This window comes from Azospirillum humicireducens, from assembly GCF_001639105.2.
Classification (GTDB): domain Bacteria; phylum Pseudomonadota; class Alphaproteobacteria; order Azospirillales; family Azospirillaceae; genus Azospirillum; species Azospirillum humicireducens.
The window spans coordinates 1,856,456-1,874,933 of the sequence record NZ_CP015285.1 but is presented as its reverse complement, the minus strand read 5'-3'; the positions used below and the strand labels follow the sequence as shown (position 1 = coordinate 1,874,933).

Here is an 18,478-nt window from a genome sequence, read left to right as displayed (position 1 = left end):
GGCGCCCGTGGTCGTGGGCTTATGGGAGGAACGCGGTGTCGACTCCGCTGATCATTGAGTATCTTCCGATCCTGGTGTTTCTGCTGATCGGCATCGCGCTGGCCGCGGTGATGGTTGGGGCATCCTACGTCATCAGCCCGAAGAACCCGGACGCCGAGAAGGTCTCCCCCTACGAATGCGGCTTTGAGCCGTTCGAGGACGCGCGCACCAAGTTCGACGTGCGGTTCTATCTGGTCTCGATCCTGTTCATCATCTTCGACCTGGAAGTCGCCTTCCTGTTCCCGTGGGCGATCGCCCTCGGCGACATCGGGCTGTTCGGCTTCTGGTCGATGATGCTGTTCCTGGGCATCCTGACCATCGGCTTCATTTATGAGTGGAAGAAAGGAGCTCTGGAATGGGAGTAGAGGTCGCCAAGCCGCTGGCGCCGATTCCGCCCGGACCGGAACAGGACGCCTACATCCGCGCGGTCTCCGACGAGATCCAGGACAAGGGCTTCGTGCTGGCGAAGTACGAGGATCTGCTGGCCTGGGCCCGGACCGGTTCGCTGTGGCCGATGACCTTCGGTCTGGCCTGCTGCGCGGTGGAGATGATCCACGCCTATATGAGCCGGTATGACCTGGACCGTTTCGGCGTGATCCCGCGTCCCAGCCCGCGCCAGTCCGACTGCATGATCGTTGCCGGCACCCTGACCAACAAGATGGCCCCCGCGCTCCGCAAGGTCTACGACCAGATGCCGGAGCCGCGCTGGGTGATCTCCATGGGGTCCTGCGCCAACGGCGGCGGTTACTATCACTATTCCTATGCCGTGGTTCGTGGCTGCGACCGGATCGTTCCGGTCGATATCTATGTTCCCGGCTGCCCGCCGACAGCGGAGGCGCTGATCTACGGCATCCTCCAGCTCCAGAAGAAGATCAAGCGCGGCAACCGCATCGCCCGCTGACCATGGCGTACCGTTCCCGCCAGCAGCCATGCCGCTGCCGGGCGGGACGAACGACAAGCGCGCTGAAGACAAGTAGGAAGGCAGGGTCCCACCCATGTCCGAACAGGCGTTGAAGGAACTCGGGGACGTCATCGCGGCCAAGCTCGGCGGCGACGTCCTGAAGGTCGAGGTGAGGATCGGCGAGCTGATGGTGACGGTCAAACGGCCGGCCATCCTGACGGTGCTGACCGCGCTGCGCGACGATCCGGCCATCCGGTTCGAGCAGCTGACCGACATCACCGCTGTCGATTACCCGGATCGCGTCGAGCGGTTCGAGGTCGTCTATCAGCTGCTCAGCTACACCCACAACCGGCGCATGCGCGTGAAGCTGGCCACCGACGAGGACACGCCCGTCCCGTCGGCCGTGTCCGTCTTCAGCGCGGCCAACTGGTTCGAGCGCGAGGTGTGGGACCTGTTCGGCATCTTCTTCGAGAATCACCCGGACCTGCGCCGCATCCTCACCGACTACGGGTTCGAGGGGCACCCCTTCCGCAAGGACTTCCCGCTGACCGGCTATGTCGAAGCCCGGTACGACGAGGACCAGAAGCGCGTGATCTACGAGCCGGTCCGTCTGACCCAGGATTTCCGCGCCTTCGACTTCCTCAGCCCGTGGGAAGGCATGACCAACGTCATGCTGCCCGGCGATGAGAAGGCGGCCCTCCAGGACGGGAGCAAGAAGCCGTGAGCATGACCGTTTCGACCGAATCGGCGACCGGCGTCGTCACGACTGGTCCCAGCGGGCCGATCAGCGCGTCGGGTCCCGAGACCAAGACGCAGATCAAGCCCTACACGATGAATTTCGGGCCGCAGCACCCGGCCGCCCACGGCGTGCTCCGTCTGGTGATGGAGCTGAACGGCGAGGTGGTGGAGCGCTGCGATCCGCACATCGGCCTCCTGCACCGCGGCACCGAAAAGCTGATCGAGTACAAGACCTACGTCCAGGCCGTGCCGTATTTCGACCGCCTGGACTATGTCAGCCCGATGTGCATGGAGCACGCCTATGTGCTCGGCATCGAGAACCTGCTGCAGATCAAGGCGCCGCTGCGCGCCCAGTACATCCGCGTGCTGTTCTCCGAGATCACGCGCATCCTGAACCACATCCTGTCGATCACGACGGGCGCGCTCGACGTCGGCGCCATCACGCCGGCCCTGTGGGGCTTCGAGGAACGCGAAATCCTCATGGAGTTCTACGAGCGCGTGTCGGGTGCCCGCCTGCACGCCAACTATTTCCGGCCGGGCGGCGTCGCCTGGGACCTGCCGGACGGCCTGCTGGACGACATCTGGGCCTTCACCGAGCGTTATCCGAAGTTCATGGACGACCTCGAAAGCCTGCTGACCGAGAACCGCATCTTCAAGCAGCGCACGGTCGACATCGGCATCGTCACCAAGGAGCAGGCGCTCGACTGGGCCTTCACCGGCCCGATGCTGCGTGGCTCCGGCGTGGCGTGGGACCTGCGCAAGTCGCAGCCCTACGAGGTCTATGACCGCATGGAGTTCGACGTCCCGGTCGGCCTGACCGGCGACTGCTGGGCGCGCTACCTCGTGCGCATGGAGGAGATGCGCCAGTCGCTGCGCATCATCCGCCAGTGCTGCAAGGAGATGCCGGCCGGCCCCTACAAGATCGAGGACCGGAAGGTGTCGCCGCCGCCGCGCGGTGAGATGAAGCGCTCGATGGAAGCGCTGATCCACCACTTCAAGCTCTTCACCGAGGGCTTCCACGTCCCCGCCGGCGAGACCTACACCGCAATCGAAGCGCCCAAGGGCGAGTTCGGCGTGTATCTGGTGTCCGACGGCACCAACAAGCCCTACCGCTGCAAGATCCGCGCGCCGGGCTTCGCCCATCTTCAGGGCCTGGACTTCATGTCGAAGGGTCACATGCTGGCCGACGCCGTCGCCAACATCGCCTCGATGGACATCGTTTTCGGAGAAATCGATCGATGAGCGCGCCCGCTTCCGATCACGGCCACGCCGAGCCGACCAGCTTCACCTTCACTCCGGAAAATCTGGAGCTGGCGAAGCGAATTATCGCCAAGTATCCGCAGGGCAAGCAGGCCAGCGCCTGCATGCCGCTGCTGGATGTCGCCCAGCGCCAGAATGGCGGCTGGCTGCCGCGCGTCGCCATGGACGCCGTGGCCGACCTGCTCGGCATGCCCCGCATCCGCGTGTATGAGGTCGCGACCTTCTACACGATGTACAACAAGAACCCGGTCGGTAAGCACCACATCCAGGTCTGCACCACCACGCCCTGCTGGCTGCGCGGGTCGGACGATATCGTCCACACCTGCAAGAAGAAGCTCGGCATCGAGGTGGGCGAGACCACGGCCGACGGCCAGTTCACGCTGGGCGAGGTCGAGTGTTCGGGCGCCTGCGTCAACGCGCCGGTTGTGCAGATCGGTGACGATTACTACGAAGACGTGGCCCCGGAGCATATGGAGCGCATCCTCGACGCGCTGGCGCGCGGCGAGACGCCGAAGCCCGGTTCGCAGACCGGCCGTCAGTCCTCGGAGCCGGTCGGCGGCCCGACGACGCTGAAGGCCTTTACCACCGCGCAAGCGGACGCCACTGCCGCGCAAGCGGACGATTGAGGGGGAGGGGACAGCGATGCTTCGCGATGAGGACCGCATCTTCACCAACCTCTACGGCTACCAGGACTTCGGTCTCGAGGCGGCCCGCAAGCGCGGTGACTGGGACAACACGGCATCCTTCCTGGCCAATGGCCGGGACTGGATCATCGAGCAGGTGAAGGAATCGGGGCTGCGCGGCCGCGGCGGCGCCGGCTTCTCGACCGGCATGAAGTGGTCCTTCATGCCGAAGAACGTGACCGACAAGCCCGTCTACCTCGTCATCAACGCCGACGAGGGCGAGCCCGGCACCTGCAAGGACCGCGACATCCTGCGCCACGATCCGCACAAGCTGATCGAGGGCTGCCTGATCGCCGGTTTCGCCATCGGCGCCAGCGCCTGCTACATCTACATCCGCGGCGAGTTCTACAACGAGGGCTCCAACGTCCAGCGCGCCATCGATGAGGCGTATGCGGCGGGGCTGATCGGCAAGAACGCCTGCGGCACCGGCTACAGCTACGACGTCTACATCCACCGCGGTGCGGGCGCGTACATTTGTGGCGAGGAAACCGCGCTCATCGAGTCGATCGAGGGCAAGAAGGGGCAGCCGCGCAACAAGCCGCCGTTCCCTGCCCAGGCCGGTCTCTATTCCTGCCCGACCACGGTGAACAACGTCGAATCCATCGCCGTCGTTCCCACCATCCTGCGCCGCGGCGCCTCCTGGTTCGCCGGCCTCGGCCGTCCGAAGAACTCGGGCACCAAGCTCTTCTGCATCTCCGGGCACGTCAACAACCCGTGCAACGTGGAAGAGGAGATGGGCATCCCGTTGAAGGAGCTGATCGAGAAGCATGCCGGCGGCGTGCGCGGCGGCTGGGACAACCTGCTGGGCATCATCCCCGGCGGCTCGTCGGTTCCGGTCCTGCCGAAATCGATCTGCGACACCGTCCTGATGGACTTCGACAGCCTGCGCGAAGTGCAGTCCGGCCTCGGCACCGCCGCGGTGATCGTGATGGACAAGTCCACCGACATCGTGAAGGCCATCGCCCGCCTGTCGCAGTTCTACGCCCATGAGTCCTGTGGCCAGTGCACGCCGTGCCGCGAGGGCACCGGCTGGATGAACCGCGTCATGCAGCGCATGGTCACCGGCAACGCGCGCATGGAAGAGATCGACATGCTGCTGCAGGTCACCAAGCAGGTCGAAGGCCACACCATCTGCGCGCTCGGCGACGCCGCCGCCTGGCCGATCCAGGGCCTGTTCCGCCACTTCCGTCCGGAAGTCGAGCGGCGCATCCAGGCCTACCGCAACAGCGCCCCGCTGGCGGCCGAGTAAGGAGTTCCCGTTCCCATGCCGAAACTGACCATCGACGGGATCGAGATCGAGGTCGAGCCGGGCACCTCGATCCTCCAGGCTTGCGAGCAGCTGGGGATCGAGATTCCGCGCTTCTGCTACCACGAGCGCCTGAGCGTGCCGGCCAACTGCCGCATGTGTCTGGTGGAGATGGAGCGCGCGCCCAAGCCGGTCGCGTCCTGCGCCATGCCCTGCGGCGACGGAATGGTCGTCAAGACCAACAGCGAGACCGTCCTGAAGGCCCGCAAGGGCGTGATGGAGTTCCTGCTGATCAACCACCCGCTGGATTGCCCGATCTGCGACCAGGGCGGCGAGTGCGATCTGCAGGACCAGGCCATGGCCTACGGTTTCGACCGCGGCCGCTATGGCGAGAACAAGCGCGCGGTCAAGGACAAGTATATGGGTCCGGTCATCAAGACCATCATGACCCGTTGCATCCACTGCACCCGCTGCGTCCGCTTCATCAACGAAGTGGCCGGTGTTCCCGATGTCGGCGCCGTCTATCGCGGCGAGCATATGGAGATCACCACCTTCGTCGAGAAGGCCATCGGCTCGGAGCTGTCGGGCAATCTTGCCGACGTCTGCCCGGTCGGCGCCCTGACCCACAAGCCCTACGCCTTCACGGCTCGCCCGTGGGAGCTGCGCAAGACCGAGACCATCGACGTCCTCGACGCCGTGGGTTCGAACATCCGCGTCGACTCCCGTGGGGCCGAAGTGATGCGCGTCCTGCCGCGCGTGAACGACGACATCAACGAGGAGTGGCTGAGCGACAAGAGCCGCTACTCCTATGACGGTCTGAAGCGCCAGCGCCTGGATCGCCCCTACATTCGTCAGAACGGCAAGCTGGTCCCGGCCAGCTGGGCCGATGCCTTCACCGCCATCGCGGCGCGCCTGAAGGGCCTGCCCGGCAACCGCATCGCCGCCATCTCCGGCGATCTGGTCGATGTCGAGGCGCAGTTCGCGCTTAAGGAACTGCTGTCGCGTCTGGGTTCTACGAACCTGGATTGCCGTCAGGACGGTGCGCGCTTCGACACCTCGGTGCGCGCCGGCTATCTGTTCAACTCGGGCATCGCCGGCATCGAGAAGGCCGACGTCATCCTGCTGGTCGGCACCAACCCGCGCTGGGAAGGCACGCTGGTCAACGCCCGCATCCGCAAGCGCTATCTGGCCGGCGGCGTGACCATCGCCTCCATCGGCGAGCAGCGTGACCTGACCTATCCCTACAGCGTGATCGGCTCCGGTCCGGAGACTCTTCAGCAGCTGGTCGACGGCAGCCACCCGTTCTCCGAGACCCTGCGGGCCGCCAAGAACCCGATGATCATCGTCGGCATGGGCGCCTTCCAGCGCACCGACGGTCTCGCGGTGCAGGCCGCTGCCCGTCTGGTCGGCGAAGCCTACGGCATGTTCCGCGACGACTGGAGCGGCTTCAACGTGCTGCACACTGCTGCTGCGCGGGTCGGCGGCATCGAGGCCGGCTTCCTGCCGGGCGAGGGCGGCCGCGATCTCCACGGCATCCTCGACGGCGCGTCGAAGGGCGAGATCGACGTGGTCTACCTGCTGGGTGCCGACGAGATCGATACGGCGAAGCTGGGCAACGCCTTCGTCGTCTATCAGGGCCATCATGGCGATGCCGGCGCCCACCGCGCCGACGTCATCCTGCCGGGTGCCGCCTACACCGAGAAGAACGCGGTCTACGTCAACACCGAAGGCCGTCCGCAGCTCGCCCGCCTGGCGGTCTTCCCGCCCGGCGAAGCGCGCGAGGACTGGAAGATCGTCCGCGCCCTGTCGGAAGTCCTGGGCACCACGCTGCCCTTCGACACCCACGGCCAGCTGCGCCAGCGGCTGATGGCGGCCAACCCGATCTTCGGTGCGATCGGCGAGATGACCCCGGCCGCCTGGGCGCCCTTCGGCGCGCAGGGCTCGGTCGACGCCGCTCCCTTCGTGACGCCGATCACCAACTTCTACATGACCGACCCGATCAGCCGGGCATCGGTGACGATGGCCAACTGCACGGAAGCGCTGGTGGGCCCTGCTCAGGAGAGGACTGGCACCCATGGCTGAGTTCTGGAGCGGCTTCCTCCTGCCGCTGATCATTATGGTCCTGCAAATCCTGGCGATCACCGTGCCTCTGCTGGTGGCGGTCGCCTTCATGACCTATGCCGAGCGCAAGATCATGGGTGCGATGCAGCTGCGTCAGGGTCCGGCCATCGTCGGTCCCTTCGGCCTGATGCAGCCCTTCGCCGACGGCCTGAAGCTGTTCGCGAAGGAGCAGGTCCTGCCGGAAGGCGCCAACCGCGTCGTGTTCTACATCGCGCCAATGATTACCTTCTTCCTGGCGCTGATCGCCTGGGCGGTCATCCCGTTCGACTACGGGGTGGTGCTGTCCAACATCAACGTCGGGGTGCTGTACCTGTTCGCGATCTCGTCGCTGGGCGTGTACGGCATCGTGATGGCCGGCTGGGCGTCGAACTCGCGCTACGCCTTCCTGGGCGCGCTCCGTTCCGCGGCGCAGATGGTGTCCTACGAGGTCTCGATGGGCCTCATCATCATCACCGTGCTGCTGTGCGTCGGCTCGCTGAACCTGACCGACATCGTGAAGGCGCAGGAAACGGTGTGGTTCGCCATCCCGCTGCTGCCGATGTTCGTGATGTTCTTCATCTCGGCGCTGGCCGAAACCAACCGCGCCCCCTTCGACCTGCCGGAAGGCGAGTCGGAGCTGGTCGCCGGCTTCATGGTGGAATACAGCTCCGCTCCGTTCGCGCTCTTCTTCCTTGGCGAATACGCCAACATGATCCTGATGAGCGCGATGACGAGCATCCTGTTCCTCGGTGGCTGGCTGCCCCCGCTGCCCTTCGCGCCCTTCACCTGGGTGCCGGGCATCGTGTGGTTCGCGCTGAAGATCGCGCTGTGCCTGTTCACCTTTGTCTGGGTTCGCGCCACCATGCCGCGCTACCGCTACGACCAGCTGATGCGGCTGGGCTGGAAGGTCTTCCTGCCCTTCTCGCTGTTCTGGGTCGTGCTGACCGCCGGCGTCCTGGTGACCTTCGGCTGGCTTCCCAAGTGATCCGGTCCTGAGATCGGCTTAGACAAGCCAGCCTGCACCGAACCCACCATCGTGTGTCGATTTGAGTGCCGGCGAGCCGTCCACGAAACGGGCGACCGCCGGCGAGGAAGGAGACGAAGAGGCCATGGCGTTCCTCGACCGCGCGGCGCGCAGCCTGTTCCTGACCGAGCTGCTGGGCGGCATGGCGCTGACCTTGCGCTACATGTTCAAGCCCAAGGTCACGATCAACTATCCCTATGAGAAGGGCCCCATCAGCTCGCGCTTCCGCGGCGAGCATGTGCTCCGCCGCTATGCGAGCGGCGAGGAGCGCTGCATCGCGTGCAAGCTCTGCGAGGCGGTGTGCCCGGCTCTCGCCATCACCATCGAAGCCGAACCGCGTGACGACGGCAGCCGCCGCACCACGCGCTACGACATCGACATGACCAAGTGCATCTACTGCGGCCTGTGCCAGGAGGCCTGCCCGGTCGACGCCGTGGTCATGGGGCCGAACTTCGAGTTCTCCACCGAATCCCGTGAAGAGCTCTTCTACAACAAGCAGAAGCTGCTGGCGAACGGCGACCGCTGGGAGGCGGAAATCGCCCAGAACCTCGCGGCCGAGGCTCCTTACCGGTAAGCGGAAGCGAGAAATACGATGATAGTCCAAGGCATCGCCTTCTACGTGTTCGCCGCGCTGCTGGTGGCCTCCGGTGTGATGGTCATCTCGGCGCGGAATCCCGTTCATTCGGTCCTTTTCCTGATCCTCGCCTTTTTCCAGGCGGCCGGACTCTGCGTCCTGATGGGCGCCGAGTTCATCGCGATGATCCTCGTCATCGTCTATGTCGGCGCCGTCGCCGTGCTGTTCCTGTTCGTGGTGATGATGCTCGACATCAACTTCCGTGAACTGCGCAAGGGTGCAATGGAAGCGCTGCCGCTGGGCGCGCTCGTCGGGCTGATCCTGCTGGCGGAACTGGCGGCCGTGCTTGGCGGCTGGATCGTCGCTCCGAACGTGGCGACTGTCGCCGGTGCGCCGACGCCGGCGCTCGATCAGGTGACGAACACCCATGCGCTGGGCCGGCTGATGTACACGCAGTACGTCTACCTGTTCCAGGCGTCGGGCATCGTCCTGCTGATCGCCATGATCGGCGCCATCGTGCTGACGCTGCGGCATCGTCCGGGCGTGCGCAAACAGAATGTCGGCGCCCAGATCTCCCGTCGCCGGGAAGACGTGGTCGTCATTCGCAAGGTCACGACCGGGGAGGGCGTGTGATCATGGAGATCGGTCTCGGACATTACCTGACGGTCTCGGCCATCATCTTCACGCTGGGTGTGCTGGGAATCTTCCTGAACCGGAAGAACGTCATCATCATCCTGATGTCGATCGAGATGATGCTGCTGGCGGTCAACCTGAACCTCGTCGCCTTCTCGACCTTCCTGCACGATCTGGTCGGCCAGATCTTCGCCATGATCATCCTGACCGTCGCCGCCGCCGAGGCGGCCATCGGCCTCGCCATCCTGGTGGTCTACTTCCGCAACCGCGGCTCGATCCGAGTCGAAGACATCAACATGATGAAGGGCTGAGGCGGCGCCATGGAAGTGCTAGTCGTATTCCTTCCGCTCCTGGCGTTCCTCGTCGCCGGATCGATCGCGCTGTTCGGCGGGCCGAAGGCCGAGCCGGCGGCAGCAGGTCACGGAAGCCACGGTCAGGGCCATGACGATCACGGGCACGCCCAGATCGCCCACGCCCATGACGACCATTCCCACGACGATCATGGCCACGACGACGGGCATGACGACCATCATGCCGTCGCCGGCCCACCGACCGTCGGCGACCGCGTCGCGCAGTTCGTGACCGCCGGTGCCGTGCTGGTCTCGGCGATCCTGTCCTGGGTGCTCTTCTTCGACGTCGCCGTCGGCGGTCATCCGCGCACCATCGAGCTGATGACCTGGATCCAGAGCGGCACGCTGGATGTGAAGTGGGCGCTGCGCGTCGACCAGCTCACCGCGGTGATGCTGATCGTCGTCAACACCGTCTCGGCCTGCGTGCATGTCTACTCCATCGGCTACATGGCCGAGGATCCGCAGAAGCCGCGCTTCATGGGCTACCTGTCGCTGTTCACCTTCGCCATGCTGATGCTGGTGACTGCCGACAATCTGGTCCAGCTGTTCTTCGGCTGGGAGGGCGTCGGTCTCGCCTCCTACCTGCTGATCAACTTCTGGTACGAGAAGCCGTCGGCCAACGCCGCCGCCATGAAGGCCTTCCTGGTCAACCGCGTCGGCGACTTCGGCTTCGCGCTCGGCATCTTCGCGATCTTCGTGCTGACCGGCTCGGTCCAGTTCGATGCGATCTTCGCCAAGGCCCCGACGCTGACCGGCGAGACGCTGCATTTCCTCAGCTGGGACTTCAACGGCCTCACCATCGCCTGCCTGCTGCTGTTCATGGGTGCGATGGGCAAGTCGGCGCAGCTCGGCCTGCACACCTGGCTGCCGGACGCCATGGAAGGCCCGACCCCGGTGTCGGCCCTCATCCACGCGGCCACCATGGTGACCGCCGGCGTCTTCATGCTCTGCCGCCTGTCGCCGGTGTTCGAGTACGCGCCGACGGCGCTGGAAGTCGTCGCCGTCGTTGGCGGCCTGACCGCCTTCGTCGCGGCGACCATCGGCTTCACCCAGTTCGATATCAAGCGGGTCATCGCCTATTCGACGATGTCCCAGCTCGGCTACATGTTCTTCGCCATCGGCGTGTCGGCCTATGGCGCCGCCATGTTCCACCTGTTCACCCACGCTTTCTTCAAGGCGTTGCTGTTCCTTGGCGCCGGCTCGGTCATCCATGCCCTGCACCATGAACAGGACATGCGCAAGATGGGCGGCGTGTGGCGCAAGATCCCCTTCACCTATGCGGTGATGTGGATCGGCAATCTGGCGCTCGCCGGTCTGCCCTTCTTCGCCGGCTTCTATTCCAAGGACATGATCCTGGAGGCCGCCTTCGCTTCGGGCAGCGGGGTTGGACGCTTCGCCTTCGCGCTCGGCATTGCCGCCGCGTTGCTGACCGCCTTCTACTCCTGGCGCCTGCTGTTCATGACCTTCCATGGCACGCCGCGCATGGACAAGCAGGTCTACGACCACGCGCACGAGTCGCCGGTCGTCATGCTGGTGCCGCTGGCGGTTCTCACGCTCGGCGCGCTGTTCGCCGGCGTCGGCTTCCACGAGTGGTTCATCGGTCACGACCGCGCCGAGTTCTGGGGCAAGGCCCTGATGGTTCTGCACGACCACGACACCATCGAGGCCGCGCACCATCACACTCCGGGCTGGGTCAAGCTGGCTCCGCTGGTGGTCGGTCTTCTCGGCATTGCCATGGCCTATGTCGGCTACATCATGATGCCTGGCCTGCCGGGCAAGATCGCCGGCACCTTCCGCGGCATCCACCAGTTCCTCTACAACAAGTGGTACTTCGACGAGCTGTATGACGCGCTGTTCACCCGTCCGGCCAAGGCCCTGGGCTATGGGCTGTGGAAGGCGGGCGACGGTGCGGTGATCGATGGCGTCGGTCCCGACGGTGTTGCCGCAGCCACCCGCGATGTCGCGGCGCGCGCCAGCCGTCTGCAGTCCGGTTACGTCTATCACTACGCCTTTGCCATGGTGATCGGGGTCGTCCTGTTCGTCGCCTGGCTGTCGGTCTTCGGCTGAGCGGTATCGAAGGAGAACAACAACAATGGCTAGCTGGCCGATCCTGTCGTTCGCGACCTTCCTGCCGCTCGTGGGCGTCGCGCTGATCCTGCTGTTCTGCCGGGGCAACTCCCCGGATGTGCAGCGGAACGTGCGGTACATCGCACTGTGGACGACGCTCGTCACCTTCGTCCTGACCCTGCTCGTCTGGGCCAACTTCGATCCGCGCAATCCCGGCTACCAGATGGTCGAGAAGGCCGCCTGGATCCCGGAGTTCGGCATCAACTACCACATGGGCGTCGACGGCATTTCGGTGCTGTTCGTCGTCCTGTCCGGCTTCCTGATGCCGCTGTGCATCCTGGCGAGCTGGGAGTCGGTGCAGGTCCGGCTCAAGGAATACATGATTGCCTTCCTCGCGCTGGAAACCCTGATGATCGGGATGTTCTGCGCGCTGGACTTCGTGCTGTTCTACATGTTCTTCGAAGGTGTCCTGATCCCGATGTTCCTGATCATCGGTGTCTGGGGCGGTCCGCGCCGCGTCTATGCCGCCTTCAAGTTCTTCCTGTACACGCTGCTCGGCTCGGTCCTGATGCTGCTGGCGATCCTGGCCATGTATTTCGTGGCCGGCACCACCGACATCCCGACCATCACCGCCACCCAGTTCCCGCGCAACATGCAGCTGTGGCTGTGGCTGGCCTTCTTCGCCTCCTTCGCCGTGAAGGTGCCGATGTGGCCGGTCCACACCTGGCTGCCGGACGCCCACGTCGAGGCCCCGACCGCCGGGTCGGTGATCCTGGCCGGCGTGCTGCTGAAGATGGGCGGCTACGGCTTCCTGCGCTTCAACATTCCGATCCTGCCGGAAGCCACCGAGTATTTCGCGCCGCTGATCTACACCCTGTCGGTCGTCGCCGTGATCTACACCTCGCTGGTCGCTCTCGCCCAGGAGGACATGAAGAAGCTGATCGCCTACTCGTCGGTCGCCCACATGGGCTTCGTCACCATCGGCATGTTCGCGCTGAACCAGCAGGGCATCGAGGGCTCGATCTTCCAGATGCTGTCGCACGGCATCGTGTCGGGCGCCTTGTTCCTGTGCGTCGGCGTCGTCTATGACCGGCTGCACACCCGCGAGATCGCGCGCTACGGCGGTCTGGTGAAGAACATGCCGAAATACGCGGTGATCTTCCTGTTCATGACCATGGCCTCGGTCGGCCTGCCGGGCACCGCCGGTTTCGTCGGCGAGTTCCTGGTGCTGCTCGGCGTCTTCCGCGACAACACCTGGGTCGCCGCCCTGGCCGCCACCGGTATGGTTCTGGGCGCCGCCTACGCATTGTGGCTGTATCGCCGCATCGTCTACGGCAAGCTGGTGAAGCCGGACGTCAAGGCGATGTTCGACATAACCCCGCGCGAGATCGCGGTGTTCCTGCCGCTGGTCGCCGTCGTCCTGTGGATGGGCGTCTATCCCAGCAGCTTCCTGAACGTCACCTCGGCATCGGTCGAGCAGCTGATCCAGACCTACCAGACCAAGCTGGCCGCGTCGCATGCCGCGTCCGGTGTCTCGGTCGCCGCTCGGTAAGGGGTTCTTCGACATGACCGCAGTGTTTCCCGACCTCTGGCCGGCCCTGCCGGAGATCTTCCTGGCATTGTCGGGCGTCGCCCTTCTGATGCTGGGCGTGTTCCGCGGCGACGGCTTCACCCGTCCCGTCTCCTATCTGGCGATCGTCTGCATGCTGCTCGCCGCCGTCCTGGCGATGGGCTACGGCAGCGGCCGCGTCGTCACCTTCAACGGCATGTTCGTGATGGATGCCTTCGGCGTCTTCATGAAGGTGCTGGTGCTGGTCTCGGCGGCCTTCGCGGTCATCCTGTCGCTCGGCTTCAACGAGCGGGAGCAGATGGCCCGCTTCGAGTTCCCGGTGCTGATGATCTTCGCGACCCTCGGCATGCTGATGATGATCTCGGCCAACGATTTCATCTCTCTGTATGTCGGCCTGGAGACGCAGAGCCTCGCGCTCTACGTCATCGCGGCTTTCCGCCGCGACAGCGCCAAGTCGTCGGAAGCCGGCCTGAAGTATTTCGTCCTCGGCTCGCTCTCCTCCGGCATGCTGCTGTACGGCGCTTCGCTGGTCTATGGCTTTGCCGGCACGACCTCCTTCGACAAGGTGGCGGCTTTGTTCGCCGGCGGCGCCCATGTCTCGCCGGGTCTGGTGATCGGTCTCGTCTTCGTCATGGCCGGCCTGGCCTTCAAGATTTCCGCGGCCCCGTTCCACATGTGGACCCCGGACGTCTATGAGGGCGCTCCGACCCCGGTCACCGCTTTCTTCGCGGCGGCTCCGAAGGTCGCGGCCATCGCTCTGCTGACCCGCGTTGTGATCGAGCCCTTCGGCCACCTCGCCGCCCAGTGGCATCAGGTGCTGGTCGCCGCCGCCGTGCTGTCGATGGTGATCGGCTCCTTCGTCGCCATCATGCAGACCAACATCAAGCGCCTGATGGCCTACAGCTCCATCGGCCATGTCGGTTACGCGCTGGTCGGCCTGACCACCGGGACCCAGGACGGCGTGCGCGGCGTGCTGATCTACATGGCGCTCTACATCGCCATGAACATCGGCGCCTTCGCGGTCATCCTCAGTATGAAGGCCAAGGGCCAGATGCTGGAGGAGATCAAGGACTTCGCCGGCCTGTCGAAGACCAACCCGATGCTGGCCGCCACCATGGCGATCTTCATGTTCTCCATGGCCGGCATCCCGCCGATGGCCGGCTTCTTCGGCAAGCTCTACGTCTTCCTCGCCGCCGTCGCGGCGCAGGAATACACGCTGGCGGTGATCGGCGTGCTGACCAGCGTCGTCGGCGCCTTCTACTACCTGCGCATCATCAAGATCATGTATTTCGATGAGCCTGCGGTGGTGGTCGACAAGGTGGACGACGACGGCATGACCGGCGTCCTGGTCGTCACCAGCCTGTTCACCCTGCTGTTCTTCGTCGCCCCGGCGCCGATCCTGAACGGTGCGGCGGCTGCCGCGGCGGCCCTGTTCGCCGGCTGATGGCGGACCGATGACGGTATCGCTCGAAGCGGAGGCGGCGCGTCTGCGCCTGCCTCCGGGCTTCCAGGTCAAGGCCTTCGACTCCGTCGGCAGCACGAACGACGAAGCGAAGGCCTTGTCGCGTTCGGGGGCAGCGGAAGGCACCATCGTCTGGGCCCGCCGGCAGGAAAGCGGGCGGGGCCGGCGCGGCCGCGCCTGGACCTCTCCTGAAGGCAATCTCTACAGCACGACGATCCTGCGGCCCGGCCTGCCGCCGGCTGAGGCGGCCCAGCTGTCCTTCGTCGCCGCGCTTGCCATCGCCGAAACCGCCGAATCGGTGTTGCCCGATCCCGGCGGCGTGCGTTGCAAATGGCCCAACGACGTGCTGGTGCATGACCGCAAGCTGTCCGGCATCCTTCTCGAGTCGGAGCCGGCGGCCGACGGCACGGTCGCCTGGGTGGCGCTGGGCGTCGGCATCAACCTGCGGCATTTTCCCGCGACCGTCGACTACGGCGCGACATCGCTTGCCGCCGAAGGGGCGCCGGCGATGGGTGCGGGCGCGCTGCTGGAGGTCTTTGCCGACCATCTGGCGGCTTGGTATGGCCGTTGGCGCGCCCATGGTTTCGGCCCGGTGCGGGAGGCGTGGCTGTCTCGCGCCCGCGGGCTCGGCGGTCCGATCATCGTCAGGCTGGCCGACCGGACGATCCCCGGCACCTTCGCCGATCTGGACAGCGACGGCGTTCTGTTGCTTGATCCAACGGACGGGGGGCCGCGTCAGCGGATCGCCGCCGGAGACGTGTTCTTCACGCCGCCAGCCGAAAGCTGATTCCAAGCGACCAGAGCCTTCAGGACCACGCCATGCTGCTTGCCATCGACGCCGGAAACACGAACGTGGTCTTCGCCATTTATGACGGCGACCGCCAACGCGGCATCTGGCGCACGGCGACCGACCCCAAACGCACGTCCGACGAATACATGGTGTGGCTGACGCACCTGATGGCGTTGAAGGGGCTGAAGCCGGTCGACATCCATGGCGCCATCATCGCCAGCGTCGTGCCGGGAGCGACCTTCAACCTCAAGCGGCTGTGCAAGGACCATTTCGGCTGCGAGCCGGTGATCGTCGGTCAGCCCGGCGTCGATCTGGGCGCAAAGGCGCTGGTCGACCGGCCTGAGGAGGTCGGGGCCGACCGGCTTGTCAACACGGTGGCCGCCGCCGCAACCTACAAGACCCCGCTGATCGTCATCGATTTCGGTACGGCGACGACCTTCGACGTGGTGGATGCCGACGGCAATTATTGCGGCGGCGTGATCGCGCCGGGGCTGAACCTCTCGCTGGAGGCGCTGCAGATGGCCGCCTCCAAGCTGCCGCGGGTGGAAATCCAGCCGCCGGCCGAGGTGATCGGCCGGAACACCATCGCCTGCATGCAGTCTGGCATCTTCTGGGGGTATGTCGGCCTCATCGAAGGGCTGGTGGCCCGCATCCGGGCGGAGTACGGCGAACCGATGCGGGTTGTCGCCACCGGCGGGTTGGCTGTTCTTTTCGCCAAGGCGACCCATGTGATCGAACACACCGACAATGAGCTGACGCTCCGCGGTCTCCTCCTGATCCACAAGCGCAACACGGTCCAATGACACAATCCTCCAAGACAGCCGCCGGAACCCCTGCAGCCCCGGCGGACACCTTCGTTCCGGAGGATGACGCTCTGTATTTCCTCCCGCTCGGCGGGTCCGGCGAGATCGGGATGAACCTCAATCTCTATGGCCACCGTGGCAAATGGCTGATGGTGGATCTCGGCATCTCCTTTGCCGACGACACCATGCCCGGTCTGGACGTGATCATGCCCGACCCGGCCTTCATCGCCGAGCGGCGGGCGGATCTGGTCGGGCTGGTGCTGACCCACGCGCATGAGGACCATCTCGGCGCCGTGCAGCATCTATGGCCGGAGCTGCGCTGCCCGGTCTACTGCACACCCTTCACCGCGGCCTTCCTGCGGGCGAAGCTGCACGAGAAGGGGCTGAGCGCAACGGTTCCGATCCATGAGATCCCGTTGGGCGGCACGGTGGAGATCGGTCCCTTTTCCGTCGAATACGTCACCATGACGCATTCGATCCCGGAACCGAACGCACTCGCCATCCGCACCTCCGCCGGAACCGTCCTGCACACCGGCGACTGGAAGCTCGACCCCGATCCGCTGGTCGGCGACATCGCCGACGAAGCGCGGCTCCGCGCAATCGGCGACGAGGGTGTGCTGGCTCTGGTCGGCGACAGCACGAACGCCTTGGTTCCAGGCTCCGCGGGATCGGAGGCGACGGTCCGCGCCACGCTGATGGAGCTGTTCGGGCGCTATCGCGACTCGCGGATCGCCGTCAGTTGCTTCGCCACCAACGTGGCGCGGCTGGAGAGCATCGCCGCCGCCGCCGCCGCCCACGACCGGCATGTGGCGCTGGTCGGCCGCTCGCTCTGGCGCATCAACGAGGCGGCGCGGGCCACCGGTTATCTTGCGGACGTGCCGAAATTCCTGTCGGAGCATGACGCCAGCTACCTGCCGCGGGAAAAGCTGGTCTTGATCTGCACCGGCAGCCAGGGGGAGCCACGGTCCGCCCTTGCCCGGATCGCCGCCCACGATCATCCGCAGGTGACTCTGTCGCGCGGCGACGTGGTGATCTTCTCCTCCCGCGAGATTCCCGGCAACGAGCGCGCCATCGGCCGCATGCAGAATCAGTTGGTTGCCCAGGGGGTGGAACTGGTCACGGCCGACGAGGCCGCCGTCCATGTCTCCGGTCATCCGGCGCGGGACGAGCTGGTGCGCATGTACCAGTGGGTGCGTCCGCGCATCGCCGTGCCGGTCCATGGCGAGCAGCGCCACCAGCAGGCCCACGCCGCGCTGGCGGAGGATTGCCAGGTCGCCCACAGCATCGTGCCGGCCAACGGCGAGCTGATCCGGCTGGACGGGGCGGAGGGTGCGCAGGTGGTGGCCCATGTGCGGGCCGGCCGCATGGCGGTGGACGGCAAGCGGCTGGTGCCGCTCGACACCGGCATGATGCGGGCGCGCAACCGCATGGTGAACAACGGCGCCGCCGTGGTGACGCTGGTGATGACCGGGACCGGCGAATTGCTGACCGCGCCGCAGGTGGCGGTGATGGGGTTGATCGACGAGGCGACCGACCGGGATCTGGTGTTGGATGTGATCGACGCGGTGCGCGAATCGGTGGCGATGCTTCCCAGATCGGCGCGGGCCGACGATGCCCAGGTCAAGGAGGCGGCGCGGATCGCCGTCCGCCGCTGTTTCAACGCATCCCATGGCAAGAAGCCGGTGACGGAGGTCCATCTGGTCCGCGTCTGACGGAAAATGTGTATAACAGGCTTATCAGAGCCCGCTAACGGGCCGAACGGACAGCCAACGAGAGGACACGCATGATCGGGAAGCTCAACCATGTCGCCATCGTCGTGCCGGACCTGCCGGCGGCGACGGCGCTCTACCGCGACACGCTGGGGGCCGCAGTGTCGCAGCCGGTGGATCTCCCGCCGCATGGCGTGACCGTGGTTTTCGTCACCCTGCCCAACACCAAGATCGAGCTGTTGCACCCGTTCGGCGAGAAATCTCCCATCGCCGGTTTCCTGGAGAAGAACCCGTCCGGCGGCATCCATCACATCTGCTACGAGGTGGACGACATTCTTGCCGCCCGCGACCGGCTGAAGGAGCAGGGCGCCCGGGTGCTCGGCGATGGCGAGCCCAAGATTGGCGCCCACGACAAGCCCGTGCTGTTCCTGCATCCCAAGGACTTCTGCGGAACGCTGGTGGAGTTGGAACAGGCCTGATCCCGCCGGCCATCCGGCGGCACGCGAACGGGACAGGCCAAGAGGAACGG

The 18,478-nt window shown here is 65.5% G+C and carries 18 protein-coding genes; all 18 read left to right on the top strand.

The annotated features are described in order from the left end of the window. The first annotated feature begins 35 nt into the window (after positions 1–35). On the top strand, positions 36–404 hold the full coding sequence (locus A6A40_RS08640) for an NADH-quinone oxidoreductase subunit A (protein WP_014248419.1): 369 nt from the start codon (positions 36–38) through the stop codon (positions 402–404). Further along, the gene (locus A6A40_RS08635; protein ID WP_174470176.1) at positions 395–940 is read left to right on the top strand and encodes a NuoB/complex I 20 kDa subunit family protein; all 546 of its coding nucleotides are present in this window, start codon (positions 395–397) and stop codon (positions 938–940) included. The genes A6A40_RS08640 and A6A40_RS08635 overlap by 10 nt, the downstream gene beginning before the upstream one ends. 94 nt (positions 941–1,034) lie before the next feature. Beyond that, positions 1,035–1,664 carry an NADH-quinone oxidoreductase subunit C gene (locus tag A6A40_RS08630; protein WP_063635041.1) on the top strand — a complete coding sequence of 210 codons (630 nt, stop codon included), beginning with the start codon at positions 1,035–1,037 and terminating at the stop codon, positions 1,662–1,664. 107 nt (positions 1,665–1,771) lie between these two features. Next, positions 1,772–2,920, top strand: coding sequence for an NADH-quinone oxidoreductase subunit D (locus A6A40_RS08625; protein WP_335645184.1), 1,149 nt, complete (start codon positions 1,772–1,774; stop codon positions 2,918–2,920). Continuing rightward, positions 2,917–3,564, top strand: a complete 648-nt coding sequence (gene nuoE / locus A6A40_RS08620) for an NADH-quinone oxidoreductase subunit NuoE (RefSeq protein ID WP_063635039.1) — start codon at positions 2,917–2,919, stop codon at positions 3,562–3,564. Before A6A40_RS08625 ends, nuoE begins: the two co-directional genes overlap by 4 nt. 16 nt (positions 3,565–3,580) lie before the next feature. Beyond that, positions 3,581–4,870 carry an NADH-quinone oxidoreductase subunit NuoF gene (nuoF, locus tag A6A40_RS08615; protein ID WP_063635038.1) on the top strand — a complete coding sequence of 430 codons (1,290 nt, stop codon included), beginning with the start codon at positions 3,581–3,583 and terminating at the stop codon, positions 4,868–4,870. Between the two features lie 15 nt (positions 4,871–4,885). Continuing rightward, positions 4,886–6,949, top strand: a complete 2,064-nt coding sequence (gene nuoG / locus A6A40_RS08610) for an NADH-quinone oxidoreductase subunit NuoG (protein ID WP_063635037.1) — start codon at positions 4,886–4,888, stop codon at positions 6,947–6,949. Continuing rightward, a complete protein-coding gene (gene nuoH, locus A6A40_RS08605) occupies positions 6,942–7,952 on the top strand; it encodes an NADH-quinone oxidoreductase subunit NuoH (protein ID WP_063635036.1) in 1,011 nt (336 codons plus the stop codon). Before nuoG ends, nuoH begins: the two co-directional genes overlap by 8 nt. Positions 7,953–8,076: 124 nt before the next feature. Continuing rightward, positions 8,077–8,565 (top strand): NADH-quinone oxidoreductase subunit NuoI, encoded by a 489-nt coding sequence (gene nuoI / locus A6A40_RS08600; protein ID WP_063635035.1) that lies wholly within the window; start codon positions 8,077–8,079, stop codon positions 8,563–8,565. Positions 8,566–8,583: 18 nt separating this feature from the next. Next, positions 8,584–9,198: an NADH-quinone oxidoreductase subunit J gene (locus A6A40_RS08595; RefSeq protein WP_063635034.1), complete on the top strand. Its 615-nt coding sequence runs from the start codon at positions 8,584–8,586 to the stop codon at positions 9,196–9,198. A 2-nt stretch (positions 9,199–9,200) separates the two neighbouring features. Continuing rightward, entirely contained in the window at positions 9,201–9,509 is a 309-nt protein-coding gene (nuoK, locus tag A6A40_RS08590) for an NADH-quinone oxidoreductase subunit NuoK (protein ID WP_014248409.1), read from the top strand. Positions 9,510–9,518: 9 nt separating this feature from the next. Further along, on the top strand, positions 9,519–11,615 hold the full coding sequence (gene nuoL, locus A6A40_RS08585) for an NADH-quinone oxidoreductase subunit L (RefSeq protein WP_063635033.1): 2,097 nt from the start codon (positions 9,519–9,521) through the stop codon (positions 11,613–11,615). 25 nt (positions 11,616–11,640) lie between these two features. Then, positions 11,641–13,167 carry an NADH-quinone oxidoreductase subunit M gene (locus A6A40_RS08580; RefSeq protein WP_063635032.1) on the top strand — a complete coding sequence of 509 codons (1,527 nt, stop codon included), beginning with the start codon at positions 11,641–11,643 and terminating at the stop codon, positions 13,165–13,167. 13 nt (positions 13,168–13,180) lie between these two features. After that, positions 13,181–14,629, top strand: a complete 1,449-nt coding sequence (nuoN, locus tag A6A40_RS08575) for an NADH-quinone oxidoreductase subunit NuoN (protein WP_063636183.1) — start codon at positions 13,181–13,183, stop codon at positions 14,627–14,629. A 10-nt stretch (positions 14,630–14,639) separates the two neighbouring features. Next, positions 14,640–15,434: a biotin--[acetyl-CoA-carboxylase] ligase gene (locus tag A6A40_RS08570; protein WP_063635031.1), complete on the top strand. Its 795-nt coding sequence runs from the start codon at positions 14,640–14,642 to the stop codon at positions 15,432–15,434. 32 nt (positions 15,435–15,466) lie between these two features. Next, positions 15,467–16,240: a type III pantothenate kinase gene (locus A6A40_RS08565; protein ID WP_063635030.1), complete on the top strand. Its 774-nt coding sequence runs from the start codon at positions 15,467–15,469 to the stop codon at positions 16,238–16,240. Next, positions 16,237–17,952: a ribonuclease J gene (locus tag A6A40_RS08560; protein ID WP_108546644.1), complete on the top strand. Its 1,716-nt coding sequence runs from the start codon at positions 16,237–16,239 to the stop codon at positions 17,950–17,952. The genes A6A40_RS08565 and A6A40_RS08560 overlap by 4 nt, the downstream gene beginning before the upstream one ends. Before the next feature lie 71 nt (positions 17,953–18,023). Continuing rightward, entirely contained in the window at positions 18,024–18,428 is a 405-nt protein-coding gene (mce, locus tag A6A40_RS08555; RefSeq protein ID WP_063635029.1) for a methylmalonyl-CoA epimerase, read from the top strand. Positions 18,429–18,478 lie beyond the last annotated feature (50 nt).